15 protein-coding genes and 2 pseudogenes are annotated in these 15756 nt (G+C 59.8%); 2 read left to right on the plus strand and 15 right to left on the minus strand.

The features are described from left to right. Positions 1–43: 43 nt before the first annotated feature. From murJ to MQE22_RS04425, 6 genes are all read right to left on the minus strand, one after another. Complete coding sequence (gene murJ / locus MQE22_RS04400; protein ID WP_215872005.1) at positions 44–1570, minus strand: murein biosynthesis integral membrane protein MurJ; 1527 nt, start codon at positions 1568–1570, stop codon at positions 44–46. A 46-nt stretch (positions 1571–1616) separates the two neighbouring features. Continuing rightward, on the minus strand, positions 1617–3554 hold the full coding sequence (locus MQE22_RS04405) for a lytic transglycosylase domain-containing protein (protein ID WP_215872004.1): 1938 nt from the start codon (positions 3552–3554) through the stop codon (positions 1617–1619). Between the two features lie 5 nt (positions 3555–3559). Beyond that, on the minus strand, positions 3560–3928 hold the full coding sequence (locus MQE22_RS04410) for a hypothetical protein (RefSeq protein WP_215872003.1): 369 nt from the start codon (positions 3926–3928) through the stop codon (positions 3560–3562). Between the two features lie 81 nt (positions 3929–4009). Next, positions 4010–4789, minus strand: a complete 780-nt coding sequence (locus MQE22_RS04415) for a metal ABC transporter permease (protein ID WP_215872002.1) — start codon at positions 4787–4789, stop codon at positions 4010–4012. After that, positions 4789–5649, minus strand: coding sequence for a metal ABC transporter permease (locus MQE22_RS04420; protein ID WP_255790167.1), 861 nt, complete (start codon positions 5647–5649; stop codon positions 4789–4791). Before MQE22_RS04420 ends, MQE22_RS04415 begins: the two co-directional genes overlap by 1 nt. Then, positions 5642–6469, minus strand: coding sequence for a metal ABC transporter ATP-binding protein (locus MQE22_RS04425; protein ID WP_215872000.1), 828 nt, complete (start codon positions 6467–6469; stop codon positions 5642–5644). The genes MQE22_RS04420 and MQE22_RS04425 overlap by 8 nt, the downstream gene beginning before the upstream one ends. Positions 6470–6602: 133 nt before the next feature. On the opposite strand from MQE22_RS04425, the gene MQE22_RS04430 reads away from it, so the two are divergent. Together MQE22_RS04430 and MQE22_RS04435 are read left to right on the plus strand one after the other, a co-directional pair. Beyond that, positions 6603–8051 carry a phosphomannomutase gene (locus tag MQE22_RS04430; RefSeq protein ID WP_255790169.1) on the plus strand — a complete coding sequence of 483 codons (1449 nt, stop codon included), beginning with the start codon at positions 6603–6605 and terminating at the stop codon, positions 8049–8051. Positions 8052–8054: 3 nt separating this feature from the next. Then, positions 8055–8333, plus strand: a complete 279-nt coding sequence (locus MQE22_RS04435) for a hypothetical protein (protein WP_215871998.1) — start codon at positions 8055–8057, stop codon at positions 8331–8333. Positions 8334–8351: 18 nt separating this feature from the next. Here the strand turns inward: MQE22_RS04435 and MQE22_RS04440 are convergent, their stop codons facing one another. The 9 genes and pseudogenes from MQE22_RS04440 to MQE22_RS04480 all read right to left on the minus strand — a co-directional run bounded on the left by MQE22_RS04440 (position 8352) and on the right by MQE22_RS04480 (position 15756). Continuing rightward, entirely contained in the window at positions 8352–8660 is a 309-nt protein-coding gene (locus MQE22_RS04440; protein ID WP_255790171.1) for a hypothetical protein, read from the minus strand. A gap of 6 nt (positions 8661–8666) precedes the next feature. Continuing rightward, positions 8667–10031 carry a methyl-accepting chemotaxis protein gene (locus tag MQE22_RS04445; RefSeq protein WP_255790172.1) on the minus strand — a complete coding sequence of 455 codons (1365 nt, stop codon included), beginning with the start codon at positions 10029–10031 and terminating at the stop codon, positions 8667–8669. A 15-nt stretch (positions 10032–10046) separates the two neighbouring features. Beyond that, positions 10047–11006: a chemotaxis protein gene (locus MQE22_RS04450; RefSeq protein WP_255790173.1), complete on the minus strand. Its 960-nt coding sequence runs from the start codon at positions 11004–11006 to the stop codon at positions 10047–10049. Continuing rightward, a complete protein-coding gene (locus MQE22_RS13800; RefSeq protein WP_226827621.1) occupies positions 11003–11380 on the minus strand; it encodes a CZB domain-containing protein in 378 nt (125 codons plus the stop codon). The genes MQE22_RS04450 and MQE22_RS13800 overlap by 4 nt, the downstream gene beginning before the upstream one ends. Positions 11381–11437: 57 nt before the next feature. Beyond that, positions 11438–11776, minus strand: a pseudogene (locus tag MQE22_RS13805) (methyl-accepting chemotaxis protein); the annotation flags it as partial. A 114-nt stretch (positions 11777–11890) separates the two neighbouring features. Then, a pseudogene (locus MQE22_RS13810) lies at positions 11891–12259 on the minus strand (PAS domain-containing protein); the annotation flags it as partial. Between the two features lie 77 nt (positions 12260–12336). After that, positions 12337–13086: an oxygen-binding di-iron domain-containing protein gene (locus MQE22_RS04470; RefSeq protein WP_215871993.1), complete on the minus strand. Its 750-nt coding sequence runs from the start codon at positions 13084–13086 to the stop codon at positions 12337–12339. Further along, positions 13073–13708, minus strand: a complete 636-nt coding sequence (locus MQE22_RS04475) for a hypothetical protein (protein WP_215871992.1) — start codon at positions 13706–13708, stop codon at positions 13073–13075. The genes MQE22_RS04470 and MQE22_RS04475 overlap by 14 nt, the downstream gene beginning before the upstream one ends. Then, positions 13705–15756, minus strand: coding sequence for a chemotaxis protein CheA (locus MQE22_RS04480; protein ID WP_215871991.1), 2052 nt, complete (start codon positions 15754–15756; stop codon positions 13705–13707). The genes MQE22_RS04475 and MQE22_RS04480 overlap by 4 nt, the downstream gene beginning before the upstream one ends.

Here is a 15756-nt window from a genome sequence, read left to right on the forward strand (position 1 = left end):
GCATCCGGGCAAAAAACCGCTGTAGTGTACCCGAATACCCCGTTCAGCGTCGACGTAACTGGCGCAGTTCCGGCAGGCGCAGGGTCCAGAGGAGAAACAGGTAGAGCAGAGCCCCCCCGGCAATGAGCAGCACCAAGTGGCCAACCCGCGCCGCGGCGGACCACTGTAGCCAATCGCTCGTGGCACCGCGCAGCAGGAAAAGGCCGACGGCGAGAGCCATCGCGCTGCCACTGGTTTTTACCAGAAAGATGCGCCAACCGGGGGCAGGGCGATAGATCTCGTCGCGCCACAGGCGGCGTGCCAACAATAGGGCATTGACTAGGGCAGCGATGCTGGTCGCCAGCGACAGGCCGAGCTGGTGCAGGGGCCAGGCCAGGAGGAGGCTGATGAAAATATTGACGCCGACACTGATGATGCCAAAGCGCATGGGGGTCCTGGTATTCTGGCGGGCATAGAAGGCCGGGGCGAGGACGCGCGCGGCAATGATCGGCAGAATGCCGAGGCCATAGCCAAACAGGCTCAGATAGCTTTGTTCCATATCCTGGGCACTGTAAGCGCCATAACGAAAGAGGGTGATCAGCAGGGGTTGGCCGAGCACCAGCAGGCCAATGGTGGCGGGCAGGGCGATGAGCCAGGTCCAGCGCAAGGCCCAGTCCAGGGTGCGGGGAAACTCCGCCGTTTTGCTCTGGCGGCTGAGGGTGGGCAGCACCACGGTGCCCAGAGCTACCCCGAAGACGCCCAGGGGAAATTCCACCAGGCGATCGGAATAGTACAGATAGGACACAACGTTGGCGCCAACCAGAGACGCCAGTACCGTATTGATGAAGAGATTGATCTGCGCTGCGGAAGCACCCAGGGCCGCGGGTCCGAGCAGGCGCAGGGTGCGGCCTACGCCGGGATCGTTGCGGCGCAGACGGGGCCAGTGCAGGTGGCCGACCCGGTAGAGCGCGGGAATCTGAAACAGCAGTTGCGCAATCCCACCGAAGATCATGCCCCAGGCGACGGCAATCACTGGTTGAGCAAGGTGGGGGGCCCAGAAAAGGGCCGCCGCGATGATCCCCAGATTGAGAAATACCGGGGTGAAAGCGGGCACCTGAAAGTGTCCATAGGTGTTGAGGATGCCGCCGGAAAGCGCGACCAGAGACACCAATAACAAGTACGGGAAGGTGATGCGGGTGAGGAGGACGGTGAGCTCGAATTTGGCCGGATCAGCGGCAAAGCCGGGGGCAAGAAGGTAGACGAGAAGACCAGCACCCAGGACCCCTGCTACGGTAACGATCACCAGGGTCAGTAGCAGCCAGCCGCTGATGTCAGCGACGAAATCCCTGGTCTCTTGTACGCTGCGCTCCTGCACATACTCGCCCAGCACCGGCACGAAGGCCTGGGAGAATGCCCCTTCACCAAAGAGCCTGCGAAAGAGGTTGGGCAGGCGCTGGGCGACAAAGAAGGCATCGGCAGCCATCCCCGCGCCAAACAAATGGGCAAGGATCACGTCCCGAGCAAAACCGAGCAGTCGCGATAAAAAGGTATTGCTGGCTACCTTGGCGACATTGCGCAGGGATACGCTCATCTTTGGGAAATTGCCGCCAGGGTGTCCACGTCGGTAGTTCGCACCACTATCTGGCCAGCTGCCAGTAGGACAGGGGGGACGCCGCTGCTTCGGAAAGAAGCATGCGATAGACGATGGCATTGCTCAAAACGGTCGTGACATAGTCGCGGGTCTGTTGATAGGGAATATTGGCGGCAAAGATCAATCCTGCCCAAGGACTCTCGCCGAGGGTAATCTTTTGCAGCCAGCGATTCACGGCGCCCGGTCCGGCGTTGTAGGCAGCGGCGAGAAGTACGGGGGAATCGCCAAACTGCGAACGCAGGTAGGCCAGGTAGGTGGTGCCAATCTGGATGTTGCCGGCCGCCGTTTGCAGATCAGCGGCAGCGCTTTGCGGATAGCGGCTTTGCACCCAGGCCGCGGTGGCCGGCATGACCTGCATGATCCCCTGGGCGCCCACAGAAGAGCGGATACCGGGTGCAAATCCGGATTCCTGGCGGATCACACCGGCGACGAAGGAGGGGGAAAGACCATTACGGTTGGCGCTGGCGATGATGTCCTGGCGATAGGGGAGCACGTAACCTTGCTGCCAGTCGGCATCGTTGCCGATGCGCGTGCTGGCATTGATGACCAGCAGCCAGGCCTGATTTTGTGCAGCCTGGCGGTCTGCCGCTTTGATGGCAGTGGCATCCGGGAGGGTATCGAGGTACTGCCCCCATTCCCACAGGGCATCGAAATACAGCCCCAGCTGATAGAGTTTCAGGGCGCGCCGCAGACTGTTGTTTGTCGTACCTGCAGCAGCTGGCTGGGAGAATGCGTCAGCGACCAGCTCCGCAGGGCTCTGGCTGCGCGCGGGGAGACGTAGACTTTGGCCAAGGGCTGCACTGGCCAGCTGTCCATAGGCATCGAAGGGGGAAGCGATCTGTTGCCAGAGCTGTCGCGCCAAGGCGCTCTTTCCCGTTTTTTGTAATGCCAGCGCCTTCCAGAATTGCCATTGGCTTTGTTGTGCTTGATCTGCCGGCAAGCGCCCTACGGCGGCAAGCACCAAGGGCCAATTTTGCTGCAACAGGGCTGACCGCACCATCCAATGGAGAGTTTCCGCATTGGGCCGGAAGCTGGGGTCGACGCTTAGTGCGGCCTGATACCAGGCATTGGCAGTGCTCGTCTGGAACTTACCCGCAGCCTGTAGCGCCGCGCTGTAGCACACCGATGCACGCTGCGCAGGGGAAAGACCGGGCAGGGTCTGACTCTGGGCCACCGCGAGCGCGGGATCGTTTGGTAGCATCGCGAGCAGAGCGAGATGCAGCAGTTCGGCGCCGTCGTGCGCGCCGTAGCTCTCTAACGCAGTGCTGCCCTGGCTTGCTAGCCAGGTATTGGGGCTTTGCAGGAGTTTGTTCAAGGCCGACGCCGCAGTACCAGGAAGAAAACTGGCAAAAGTCCCGGCACTGTGGAGATGCCCGCCACGAATCATCTCCGCCAGTTTATGCCAGAGCAGCGTTTGTGAAATTTGTCCCTGGGCAAGGGCCGTCCGTGCCATTCGGTTGCAGGCGCCATTGCTCGCTGTTGCCGCATCCCATAGCGTGGCTGGATTGCCAATCTGTAGCAGTGGGTTGTGCGCCGCATAACAACGGACGCTGAGGTTTTTCGGCGCGGGGCCGGCCCGATAGACCTCGGCAAAGTTCTGCCAGTCGTGGCGCTGTCCCAACTCCAGTAGCCATTGTCGGCGTAGCAGCAGATAAGCGGACCCATGCGGGAACTCATTGGCGAAGGACTGAAATTGTGTTGCTTGCAGCGTGCTCAGTCGTGGCTGCAGGGACCAGTAGGCTACCCAGGGGCCCATGTAGGTATTGGCAAGCTGGGGAAGCGCGGCCGCCGCGGGACGATAGTTGCCCTGGGCGAAGGCATCGGCGGCATTTTGCAGCAACTGCTCTTGCTGCGGGGTGAGGGCAGCATGAGCGAGACCGGAGATGAATAGCAGTCCAGCCCCGAGCCAGTGACGCAGGTGCATCGGGCTTACTTTTGTTTGAGGTGCAGCCAGCGTCCGAGGTGTTTGCTCAGTGACTCACCGCGGCGGGGATGATCCTGCGCCAGCGGCCCGACATGCAGGTTGAGGGGTTCGCAATGGTCCTTCCCGTGGCAGATGACGCCATGTGATTCACAGGACGCGCCGGCTTGTTGCAATACTGCCACCATGTGTTCTTCCAGTTCCGCACCGCAACGGCCATCATACTGGATCAGGGCAAGGGCCTTTTCCGGCAGGTAGTCGATATGCCCCCCGAGTTTTTCAAATTCTTCCAGTTTCTTACGTGCTTCCGGAGTGACGCCATGCAGGGCACCGCTGATGATGAAGCGATCGGGTCGTTTACTGCCGCTTGTGCTCATGACTTCCCTCGATAGCGCGTTCGTGATCTTTCTCTCGATGGGCATAGATGATGCCACCTCGCGAGCGAGGAGGGAAGCCGCTCAGTTCCTGGCAAAGATGCGACTGAACAGGAAAAGTGCCGCCCCCTGAATACCAACAAAAAAACTCAATGGCCAGTTGGACCAGTAGGACAGGGCAATGGATGACCAACTCAGCAGCTCGGCAAAGAGGATGGCGAGCGCCCAGGCGTGATACGGACGGCGAGACAGCCGTTGGGCGGCAGCGGCGGGACTCACCAACAGGGTAAACACCAGCAGGGTGCCGACCACCGGCACGGCGGCGGCGCTGACCAGGGCCAGGAGAAGGAGAAAAAACCACTCTATACGTGCACTGGAGATGGCGTGCGCGTTCGCGAGCTCAGGTTGGGTGGATTCCAGAAGCAAAATGGGAAACTGCCAGAGGAGGAGCAGCAATACGACGCTGACGAGCAGGGCCAGAGGCAGGAGACTGGCAGAGGAGATGCCCAGCACTTCGCCAAATAGCAGGCCGTAGACCCGCGCAGCATATTCCCGGCCCAGGCTCAAAAACAGTCCCCCCAGGGCCAGAAAGCTGCTCAGCAGCAGACCCATCGCCACGTCGCGACGTCCCAAACGAGAAAAAATGCGCAGAAAGAGGACGCCGATAATAGCAAAACCGCCCAGGCCCCAGAGGGGGGCAAAACCCAGCAGGCTGGCCAAGGCACCACCGGGAAAGGCGGCCAGGGGCAGGGCATGGGCGGCAAAGGCGCTGCGCCGGAGAACGACGAAATAGCCGAGGCTGCCGGCGGCAATGGCCAGCAGGGTGGCGGCAATCCAGGTGTGCAGGAGAAAACTGGAAAACATCAGTGTTTGGCCCGTCGCCGGGAGGCCAGAGCTGCGCTGGCCAGGTACAGCAGGAGAATCAGGAGTACGACGAAAAAGCTCACCGGCCAGCTGGCACCACCCGACCAATAATAGCTCATGAACGCGAGGTAGATGCCCCCCAGCACGGCGGTGAGGGCGATTCCCTGGGCGTAGAGAAAGCTCTGCCAGGGCCTACGGGTCAGACGCAACGCACTTGCCGCAGGGCCGAGCAGCAGCGCGGTGGCGAGGATGACGCCAATGGAGAGGGCCGACAGGGCCGCCGCGGTACCGAGCAGTAGCAGGTAGAGCAGTTCCAGGCGGCGTACGGGCAATCCTGCGGCACGTCCGAGATCGGGGTTGGCAGCAATCAGCAAGAGTGGGCGGTAGAGCAGGACGATCAAAGCAATGGCGACTCCCACCAGAATAATCGTTGGCCAGAGCAGTTGCGGATCCAACGCAAAGATCGACCCAAACATGACCTCCACTGTGGCGCCGCTGGCTTGCGTGCTGCTCACGTCCAAGTAGAGGAAGAGTGCGGAAATTCCCAGCGTCGCCCCGAGCACCACACCGGTAGCCAGATCGCGTTCGCGGGCGCGTCGCAGGCCTAATGCCCCCATGGCCAGAGCCGCCAACCAGGCCATCCCGAGGAATCCCCACAGGGCGGCACTCCCAAGAAAGATTGCCACCGCTCCGCCAGCACTACTACCGTCCCCCAGGGCGTGACCGGCAAAGCTATGCTGCCGCAGCACGGTAAAGATCCCCATGCTGCCGTTCAGGATTGCCGCCAATGCACCGATCCAAAGGGCAGTCTGCACCGCAGAATTGTGCAGAAAGCTCGCCAGATGCAGGGGGTCAGTCATGTTCATCCAGATCTTCGTGGACGTGGCAGGGGATTTCCAGGCCCTGCTGCGGGTTTTTGGGCAGGATCAGCAGGCGTCCGCGATGCTGCAATACTTCTACTGGGTAACCATAGAGCCGGTTCAATACATCGCTGCGCACGACCTCGGCCACGTTGCCCGCCGCAGCCCGGCCGCCGACCAGATACACGAGATGATCGAGTATGGGCAGCAATGGGTTCATATCGTGCGCCGTAACTAGAACGCTGATCCCCTGTTTACGGGCCAGTACACCCAGTAGCTCCACCAGGCGGCTGGCACTGGCGAAATCGAGGTTGGCAAGAGGCTCATCGAGGAGCAGCAGGCGCGGTCGACGGGCGAGGGCATGGGCAATGACGGCGCGCTGCTGTTGCCCGCCGGAAAGCATCCCTACCCGTTGTTCGGCAAAGCTCTCGGCTTGTACCGCGGCAAGCGCGTCAGCCACCGCCGCGGTATCCGACCCTTGCCACCAGTGACGGCCGGTTTGCCCCAGAGCCACCAGATCTCGGGTGCGCAGGGGTAGGTACGGATCGAAAGCGATTTTTTGCGGAACATAGCCAATCTGCGAAAGTTGTCCGCGTACGGTCTTGCCCAGCACCCGGATGCTTCCTTTCTGCCAGGGCTGAATGCCCAGGATGCTGCGCAAGAGGGTGGTTTTGCCCGCCCCATTCTCACCAATCAGGGCGGAGACGCTCCCCTTGTTCAGGGTAAAAGAGATGTCCTGCAACACCTGTCTGCCGCCGAGGCGTACGCACAGGTTGGAGACTTCCAGAACGGGATCAGTCGAGACAGAAAAGGCAGGCATGCATGCGTACCAGCGCAACAGAGTTGCGAAATGTAGGATGGGTATGCTTTGCTGTCAAGCGCTTGTACCCGCTTGGCGGAGTGCGGGATCGGCCCGGCATGATATGCTTGGCAGAGAAGCGAGGGAGAGAACGATGGCGGCATTTGGTACGAGTGGTTTACGGGGATTGGTGACGGAGCTGACCGACGCAGTGGTGCTTGGTTACGTGTCGGCGTTTCTGGGGTATTTGCAGACGCTGGGAGAGTTTGCACCCGGTGCGGAGGTGTTTCTGGCTGGAGATTTGCGCCCCAGCACGAGCGCTATCCTGGAAGCGGCCTGGCAGGGAGTGCTGGAAGCCGGCGGAACGCCGCGCTATCTCGGACGTATCCCTTCGCCCGCCCTGGCCTTTGCCGGTTTTCAGGCCGGGGTATCGTCGCTCATGGTGACTGGCAGCCATATCCCCTTCGACCGTAATGGTATCAAGTTCAATCGGCCAAAAGCCGAGCTCAGTAAGGCCGATGAGGCTGGGATCCTGAGGGCTTTACCTTCCCCCGACCCCGAGAAGTTCACGTCGGACGGGGCGCTGCGCCAACGGTCGCAGTTGCCCGATGCCGAAGAATTCGGGCTTGACCAATACCGCCGTCGCTACCTAGATTTTTTTGTAGGGCAACCGCTGCGCAACTGGCGGATCGGCGTGTATCAGCATTCGGGAGTGGCGCGGGACCTGCTGCCGGAGCTTCTGCAGGCTCTGGGTGCAGAAACGGTGCTGTTGGGGCGCTCGGAGAAATTCGTGCCTATGGATACCGAGGCCCTGCGTCCGGAAGATCGCATCCTGGCCGAACGCTGGGTGGCGGAGCATGGCCTGCAGGCGTTACTCAGCACCGATGGCGATGCCGATCGGCCGATGCTGGCCGACGAGACTGGGGCCTGGTGGCGTGGCGATCAGCTGGGGCAAATTTGTGCGGCGTTGTTGGGTACCGACGGGGTGGTGACACCCATTTCGAGCAATACCGGACTCGAACGTAGCGGAAAATTCCCGCGAACTTTGCGCACCCGCATCGGGTCGCCTTATGTGATTGCCGGTATGGATCAGTTGTTGGCAGAGGGCTGCGCTCGGGTGATGGGGTATGAGGCGAATGGCGGGTTTCTGCTCGCCTCTACCCTACGGGAAGTGGGCCGCAGGCTCGAACCCCTCCCCACTCGGGATGCCATCTTGCCCATGCTCGCCGCTCTGATCGCTGCAGCGCAAGCTGGTGCGCCGCTCTCCAGCCTTCTGCAGGAGCTGCCACAGCGCTATACCAGTAGTGATCGGGTGCAGAATTTCCCCACGGAGCAAAGTCGCGAACTACTGTCCCGGTACCAGGAGGAGGGCGGCAATCTGGCGGCCTTCGATGAGGATTTCTCGGGCTTGGGTTTTGTCGGCACGGCAATGGACCTGACGGACGGAGTTCGGGTGCAGAGTGATGCCGATGAAATTCTCCATTTGCGCCCTTCGGGTAATGCCCCGGAGTTGCGATGCTATGTGGAAGCAGCGACGGCCGAACGTGCGGATGCGCTGCTGGCGGCGGCGATGCAGCAACTCCATTCCTGGAAATCTGTCTAGGCGATGCGTTGGCGCCGTCGTTCCTCCTGGATCTATACGGGCCTGGGTCTCTTTGCCATTGCCTTGTTTTTGATGGTGATGCGCTATTTGGGGGTGGTATTCGAGACCAACGCCAAGGCGCAGCTTGCGTTACATGGCTCGACCGCAGGCGTGGACGCTTTGCTTCATTTGGCCGCCATTTGTAACTGGGTGCGTTGGCGCTGGATTGCCAATCTGCTGTTGCTGGCATCGGCAGTCACGATTTTTGGTCTGGGGCGCGATTGGTGGACGGCACGTCATTGACCGCCCCGTCGCAGCGCGTTAGTCGCTGGACGAGCTGAATCGACGAGTAGGCAGCAGCGCTTCGAGCAGCCATTCCGCCAGGAAAAACAGGCTGCGAACGACGACGCTGGCGACATACCAAAGGACCAGAAAACGCAGGGCGTCGAGAAGGTAGGGAGCCCAAAATGGTGCTGTGAAAGAAATTGCCGGCGGAAGCAGCAAGGTACCACTGGCGGCGGCAATGGCGGCAGCGAGGGCAATAGCCCAAAGGCGGAATTTTGGCCAAAGCGGTACGGGGGCAGCGGCGACTTCTGCCTCTTCGTTTGCCTCTGGCTCTTGTTTTGCCACCCGAACTTACTCCCCAGAGATCCCCGCTACTGCGGCCAGAACCTTGCCGCGCAACTTGTCGAGCTGCGTCTGTACCATTTGACTTAGGCTTTTCAGTTGTTCCGCGCCCTTGCCAATCGCGGCGGTGTCGTTTTCTCGCACGGATTGAAGCAGGCGTAGTCCCAGCTTGTGTACCTGTGGGTGTACTTGCTGTAGGGCGGCGAACTCCGTACTCTGCGTCAGTGTTACATCGTTCAGATTGTCCATCCATTTCCCCAAACGACAGGCGTGTTCGTCCTTGAGCTCGTCTGCCCTGAGGCTGGTATCACCGGTGCTGATGGCTTCGAGAACCTTTCCCACCCAGCGCACATGGTCGCTCTTGGCGATACTGAGACGCACGGCAACGGGCACGTGTCCTGCCATGGCATCTTCGGCGGCCTGCTCGAGGTCATTTTGTACCTTTCCGAGGCAGTCCCGAATTTCCTTGAAACTGTCATCGAAGTCGCGCATCGATCCACCCAGGGTTTGCATATGCACACCCATAGCCTCGGCGGCGGCGATTTCCTGGGCGCTGCCGGCAATGATGTTTTGTATATTTTCCTGGGTTTTCTGGGCGGAATGATTGGCCATGCCCAACACCTCGGCAACCGTCTCGAGAGAATCGCCGCCACGACGCAGGTGCTGGATGCTGGCAGACACCCGATTCTCGACTTCGGCAGCACCCTCATTGATGTTGGTGGCGGCGTTACGGATGTCGCTCGCGGCCCGGGAGGAGCTCTGCGCCAGTTTTTTGACTTCGTCTGCCACGACGGCAAAACCCCGCCCATGTTCGCCAGCGCGGGCGGCCTCGATCGCTGCGTTGAGCGCCAGCAGATTGGTCTGTTTGGCAATCTCCTGCACCTTCACCGCCAGGGTGGTGATGGTCCGGGTCTGCTCCAGAAAGGCCTGGACCGTTTTGCCCATGCCATTCACCGCCTGCTCGACGAGATCCATTTCACCGATGAGCTCGGAGAGACGCTCATTTCCCAGCTGCACATCGCGCAGGGTGTGTTCGGCGAGATCCTGGTTGGCCGCTACCGCAGCCGCAGAATCCTTGACCGCGCGAATGACTGCCTGTGCCTGATCGAGCAAAGACTGGCTGTCGAGTTCGGCGCGTTGCAGGCTTTCCTGAAACGCCAGCCCGAGAAGGTGGATGTTGTTTGTTCCCTGATAAGCCAGCGTCTGCTGATCGAGCACCTGGCAATATTGTTGCAATCGTTGCCGTTGTTGCTCGCAGATTGGCGTTATCGAGCTCTGGAATTCCTCATCTTCGCGCAGCAGGCGGATAGTTTCGGGATCCCCATCGAGGCAGGCATCGAGCAGGGAAGCGAGAGAGTCGGGATGGTTTATCATGGTTCTGGCCTCGTGTTACCGGCGATGGATGACATTGGCGATGGAGCGCGCCAGATCATCGGGCAGAAACTTGGCGACATAGCCGTCGGCATCAACGCTCCTTGCATGGGCCTCGTTGGCACTGCCCGACAGCGAAGAGTGAATGATCACCGGTAGCGCGCGCAGATTTTCGTTCTCCTTGATGCGGCGCGTCAGGGTGAAACCATCCATCTCTGGCATTTCCAGGTCGGTGAGGACCATCGCGACCTTGTCGGTGATGGCAAGGCCCTCGGCGCGCGCGTCCTTGGCCAGCTGTTGCAGACGCTCCCAGGCCTCCTTGCCGGTTTTGCTACCGATGAAGGGGAGGCCCAGGCTGCGTAGAGTTTTTTCGATCTGACTGCGGGCCACTGCGGAATCATCTGCATACAGAATGACCGAGCCTGCCGGGATTTCCACGTGATGCTGTTGACCGAGCTCATCGCCGCTCTTGAAGCGGGAGGGGAGTACCTGACGCAGGATATGTTCGACGTCGAGCACTAACGCCAGTCGGGCCTTTTCCTCATCTTCGTCGAGTCGCGCGAGACTGGTGACCAGCCCGCCTACGGCTGCACCCTCGGCAGAAAGCACCCGGCTCCAGTCGAGGCGTACGATTTCCTCGACGTCCTCCACGGCAAACCCTTGTACAGAGCGTTCATATTCGGTGACCAGAAGAATATTCAGCCCATTCGCCTTGCAACCGACCACGTTGGGCAGATCGATGACGGGGAGTATTTGCCCGCGGATGTTGGCGACCCCGAGGACATGTTCCGGAGCCCCGGGCATGGGGGTAATCTTCGGCATGACCAAGGCCTCGCGGACCTTGAAGACATTGATGCCGAAGAGCTCCTGACTGCCTAGGGCAGCGTCGGCTCCGAGGCGGAAAACGAGCAGTTCGAATTTGTTGGTACCCGCGAGTTGGGTCCGTTCATCTACATTTTGTAAGGTCGAGGCATTCATTTTGCGTCTCCAAGCTTCTTCGCCGTTTCGTAAGCGATTTTCTCCAGGCCCTGGATGGTTTGATCCTTCGCCTCTTCCAGAGCTATCCGTTGCCGCTCGATTGCTTGTTGATCTCCGCGTTCCGCAGCGGCTTTCAGCGCCGTGGCCGCTGCATGTAGAGCAGCGTGGGGAGCCGCAATCGCTTGGAACTGCGGATCATTCCCCATCAGCTCCTGACCGGCGCCGTCATACCATCGACCAAAATCGCACTGGTGTTCGTCAGGAACATCGGAAGCAAGCTGGTCTGAACTAGAACGACTCAGGTCTTCTTCCATTTGCAGAGCGAACAGCTCGTGATCTGCAATGGCAGACTCCGTGGAGAGCAACACGGCCATCTTCCGGAGGGTTTCCAGTGTTTGCGAGAGGTGCTGCGTCACGGCCTGGGCATTTTGCGATTGCTGATTTGCTTTTTGACTGGAAACGCTAATGCCTTGCGAAGAGGTCTGAATCGAAACAATGTTTTTCTGCACATCTTCCGTGGCCTCCTGCACGCGTTTGGAAAGACTTCGTACCTCATCCGCTACTACAGCGAATCCTCGTCCATGCTCCCCGGCCCGAGCCGCCTCAATCGCTGCATTCAAAGCCAGCAGATTGGTTTGGTAGGCAATCTCGCGAATAGTCTGGGCAATCCCCTGGATTGTGCCCACATCCTTCTGCAAGCTCTCTGTCGCCTGCTGGTTCTGTTGCAAAATTCCGCCAATCTCGCGTACCGATGCTTCCACATTGCGCATGGACGCCAGTGTCTCTTGGCTGGTGGCGGTCAATGTACTGCTATTTTTTTTGGTATCGTTGCTAATCCTTTGTACAATTTTCTCAACCAGATTGCTTTGCCGTTGGGAGAATGTTACGTCTTTCGCAATCTTGATGACTTGCGCTACTTTGCCGCTTGCATCCAGAACGGGAAAATATTCTGCATCCAGAAAAAGAGGGACTCCGCTTTTCGTGCGTCGTTCAAATATACCCTGTTGTGGCTTTCCCTCGCCGAGATCTCGCCAAAGTTGCTGGTACTCGGGACTTTGCGCATAGGCGGGGAAACAGAGGGTTCGATGGTGTTGTCCGACAATCTCTGCTTTTTCATATCCTACAGCATGCAGAAAGTTTTCGTTGGCATCCTGAATGATGCCGCTGGGGGTGAAAACGATCAGCGCATTCGTTCGGTCCAGGCTCTGCCATATCTGTTGCAAAACAGAATCACTGGGCGTCTCTAATGACATGACTTAGCTCCTCGGAAAACGGTAAAGGAAATGGCGATCGTGCATGGGTTTTTCTCTTTGCTCTGCCCAGGAGCTTTTCATGCAATACCGTTGCCCACGGGGAGGGTGGCAAACCAGTCCAGAAACCGTTGTACCTGGGGGCCGCTGTAGATGGCGCCGTGTTGCGGGCAAAGGTAGTCGATTTCCAGTTTGCGCACCCGCTCGATCCAGTCGTCCTTGGCGCGGTTGGAGGGCATCCAGCGCTGGTGAAAATAGCGCGCTTTCTCGATGTGGGCGGCAAAGGATTTACCGTCAACATCGCGGCGATCCACCCAGGCACTATGGCCTGGCGGCAGCAGGGCCGCTCCGACGTCGCCGGTAAAGAGCACTTTCGCCTCCGGATCGTAGACATGAAAGTTGGCAGACGAGTGTAGATAATGCGCCGGGATGAACTCGAGCCGGCGTCCGCCAATCAGGGTGTTGCCTCCGGCATCGGGAATGTCCTGCAGCGGCGCTTCCAGGGCACCATAGTGGCGGATGAAGCCCTCCCAGAGGGCGGGAATATGCCATTGGATTTTTGGGTTACAGGCGTGCCACAGTGGTAGGCTGGAGGCAATGTCCGGGTCTTGATGCGAGACAAAGGCGCCTTGGATACTGGCGGGCGGGACGGCTTCCACAAGGGCAGCAAAAACCTGGGGAAAAATCTCAAAACCACCGGGATCGAGGAGGAAGGCTTGCCCCTGGGATTCCATGACATAGACATTGGAATCAATGACACGACTCTCCTCTTGGTCGTAGAGAATCCACCAGCGATGATCCTTGGCCTCGAAGACTTTAGTAGCTTTCATCTTGTAACCGCTCCAGTTGCTGACGATAATCGCGTACGGCGCGCGCAACGATCCGTACGGCTTCTCCCATGTCGCGCGACACCCGCATCAACGGCACGCCACTCGCCTCGACCAGGGCCGCCTCGATGCGGCCACTCGTCACCACATATTCCTGTTCCTCCACCCCCTCTTGCAGGATGCGCACCTCTTCCAGCAGTTGGCGAAGAATTTTGCGAGCATTTTCCTGCTCTGCAGCAATGGCCTTGTCCCAGGCCCTGCGGGTAGTCAGGAGCCCCGCACATTGGGCTTGTAGATTCGTACCACCACTATTCTCGACTTGTGCGAAGTTCTGGAGCAGGCGCTGCTGCTGCAGGATGCGCATCTGCGCTTCGATCAGCGGTGCGATGTTTTCCTGCAGATGGGAGGCCGACTCGCGCAGCAGTGCGGCGCGTTCGCGGAAAGCCTGCGCTACAACTCCGTAACCTGCCAGGGCGTTACCATGTTTTTTGACGAGAACCATGGCATTGAGGGCGCGGCGATCGATTTCGCGCAACGCACGATCGATGTCCTGCCGTGCCCGAAACGAGGCATTGACGACCTCCATGACTCGTTCTTGTTGGCGTGTGAGCTGTTCTGGAGTCATCTTGCTGCTCCCATCCGTTCGATCCCATGACGACTCAAAGCCTGAGCATCGAGAATCAAGACCACGTTCCCGCGTCCGGAAATGGTCGCTCCCTGATACCAGTTCTCTTTGTCTAGAAAATCTAGGGGCTTGACGACGGAATCTTCATTGCCAAGGACCTCGGAAATGAGAAGCAGGCCGCGCTCGGTCTGGATGCCTTCGATCGGCTCGCGGCCCAGACGTAATTTGCGGCCATGCAAAAGTTCGCCCAAATCGATCATCGGCGTGACTTCGCCGTCGTCGACGCGATATACGCTGCGCCCTTGCATGCGATGAATGCGGGTTTCCTGGATCTCGACCAGGCTTTCGATAGCGTTTACCGGGAGCGCATAGGTCTCCCGTCGCAGCCGTAGGTACAGAACCGGCAGAATGGCCAGGGTGAGCGGGAATTCCATGGAAATCGTGGTACCTGCCCCCAGGTTGGTGCGGATATCGAGCTGGCCGCGCAGCTTGTGCACGGTCTCTTTCACGACATCCATGCCCACTCCGCGCCCGGAGAGTTCGGTGGCCTGCTCCTTGGTGGAGAAGCCCGGACGAAAGATCAGCTCCAGGGCCTCCTGTTCGGATAGGCGCGCTGCTTGTTCAGAACTCACCACGCCTTTCTCTATGGCCTTCTGTAGGACTATTTGCCGGTCGATCCCCCGGCCATCGTCACTGACCTCGATGCGCACCCGGTCACCCAGATGAATGGCGGCGACGCGAATCGTGGCGGTTTCCGGCTTGTGGAGCGCGCGGCGTTGTTCCGGTGTTTCGATACCATGATCGAGACTATTGCGAATGAGGTGGGTCATGGGGCCGGAGAGGGCATCCACCACTGCCTTGTCGATTTCGACCTCTTCCCCGATGATCTCGAGCTGGACGTTTTTACCGAGTTGCCGCGAGGCATCCCGCACCACCCGCGGCAATTGCTGAAAGATGCGCTTACAGGGTTGCATGCGCAGGCGCATGGCATTGACCTGCAGATCATTCACACTGAGATCCATTTCTCGGGCGATGCGTCCAAGATCTTCGTTTTCGTCGAGCAGGCTGCTGATGGCAGAGCTGAGGCGGTTGCGCAGTAATACGAGTTCCCCCACCTGATTCATGACCGCATCCAGACGTGCAGCATCGACGCGCAGGGTATTCTCCACCTCGCTAGCGGCACTCGTCACGGTGCGCGGCGCCGCTTTGGGCTTTGGCGGCTCGCCGGCAGTCGCAGCTGGAGCTGCAGATGGAGCAGGCGACGCCGCTGCTGCTATCGGCACATCGTGCATCCTGGTCGCCGGATGGTTTTGCTGAGTGTCTGCCGCGGGCAGGCCGGGTGCTCCTCCGAGTCCATACAGCTGGTCGAGCGCGGCTTCAAACTCGCTCTCGGAGATCTCGTCTGCAGCAGACTCGGGCGCGTCCATCCCCGGTGCCTGTGCGCCGTAGAGCTGGTCCAGCACGGCTTCGAACTCGTCTTCTGAAATTTCATCTCCGGCAGTGGTTTCCGGCGTGTCAGAATTTTCATTGTGTTGCGCAACGTACACGCCGGATTTCCCCTGCTCGTCCACGCGCTGCTCGGCATAGAGGGTCCCGGAAGGGGTCGGCTCCGCGGCGGCGGACGCCACTTGCTGGGGCGCTTCTGGAGGAGGGCTGCTTTGCGGAGTGGCAACCCCAGCGGCCAGGTCGCGGATCCGGGTTCCGAGATCCTCGGGGCCGGCAGCGGGTTCGTCACCTTGAGCGAGCTCCTGCAGCATGCCATCGATCACGTCCAGTCCACGCAGGATGGCATCGATCATGTCACTGCTGACGCAGAGTTGATGGCTGCGCAGTTTGTCGAGCAGGTCTTCCAGGTGGTGCGTCCAGTCGACCAGATTCTGCGCCTCCAGAAAGCCGGCGCCGCCTTTCAGGGTGTGAAAGGCACGGAAGAGGCTAGCGAGCAGCTCGTCATCTTCCGGTCGATCTTCCAGGCAGAGGATTTCTTCCTGTGCCTTTTCCAAAAGCTCGCGGGCTTCGGCGAGGTAGTCCTGGAGAATATCCATGTCCAT

This window comes from Acidithiobacillus sp. YTS05, assembly GCF_024396695.1.
Lineage (GTDB): Bacteria > Pseudomonadota > Gammaproteobacteria > Acidithiobacillales > Acidithiobacillaceae > Igneacidithiobacillus > Igneacidithiobacillus copahuensis.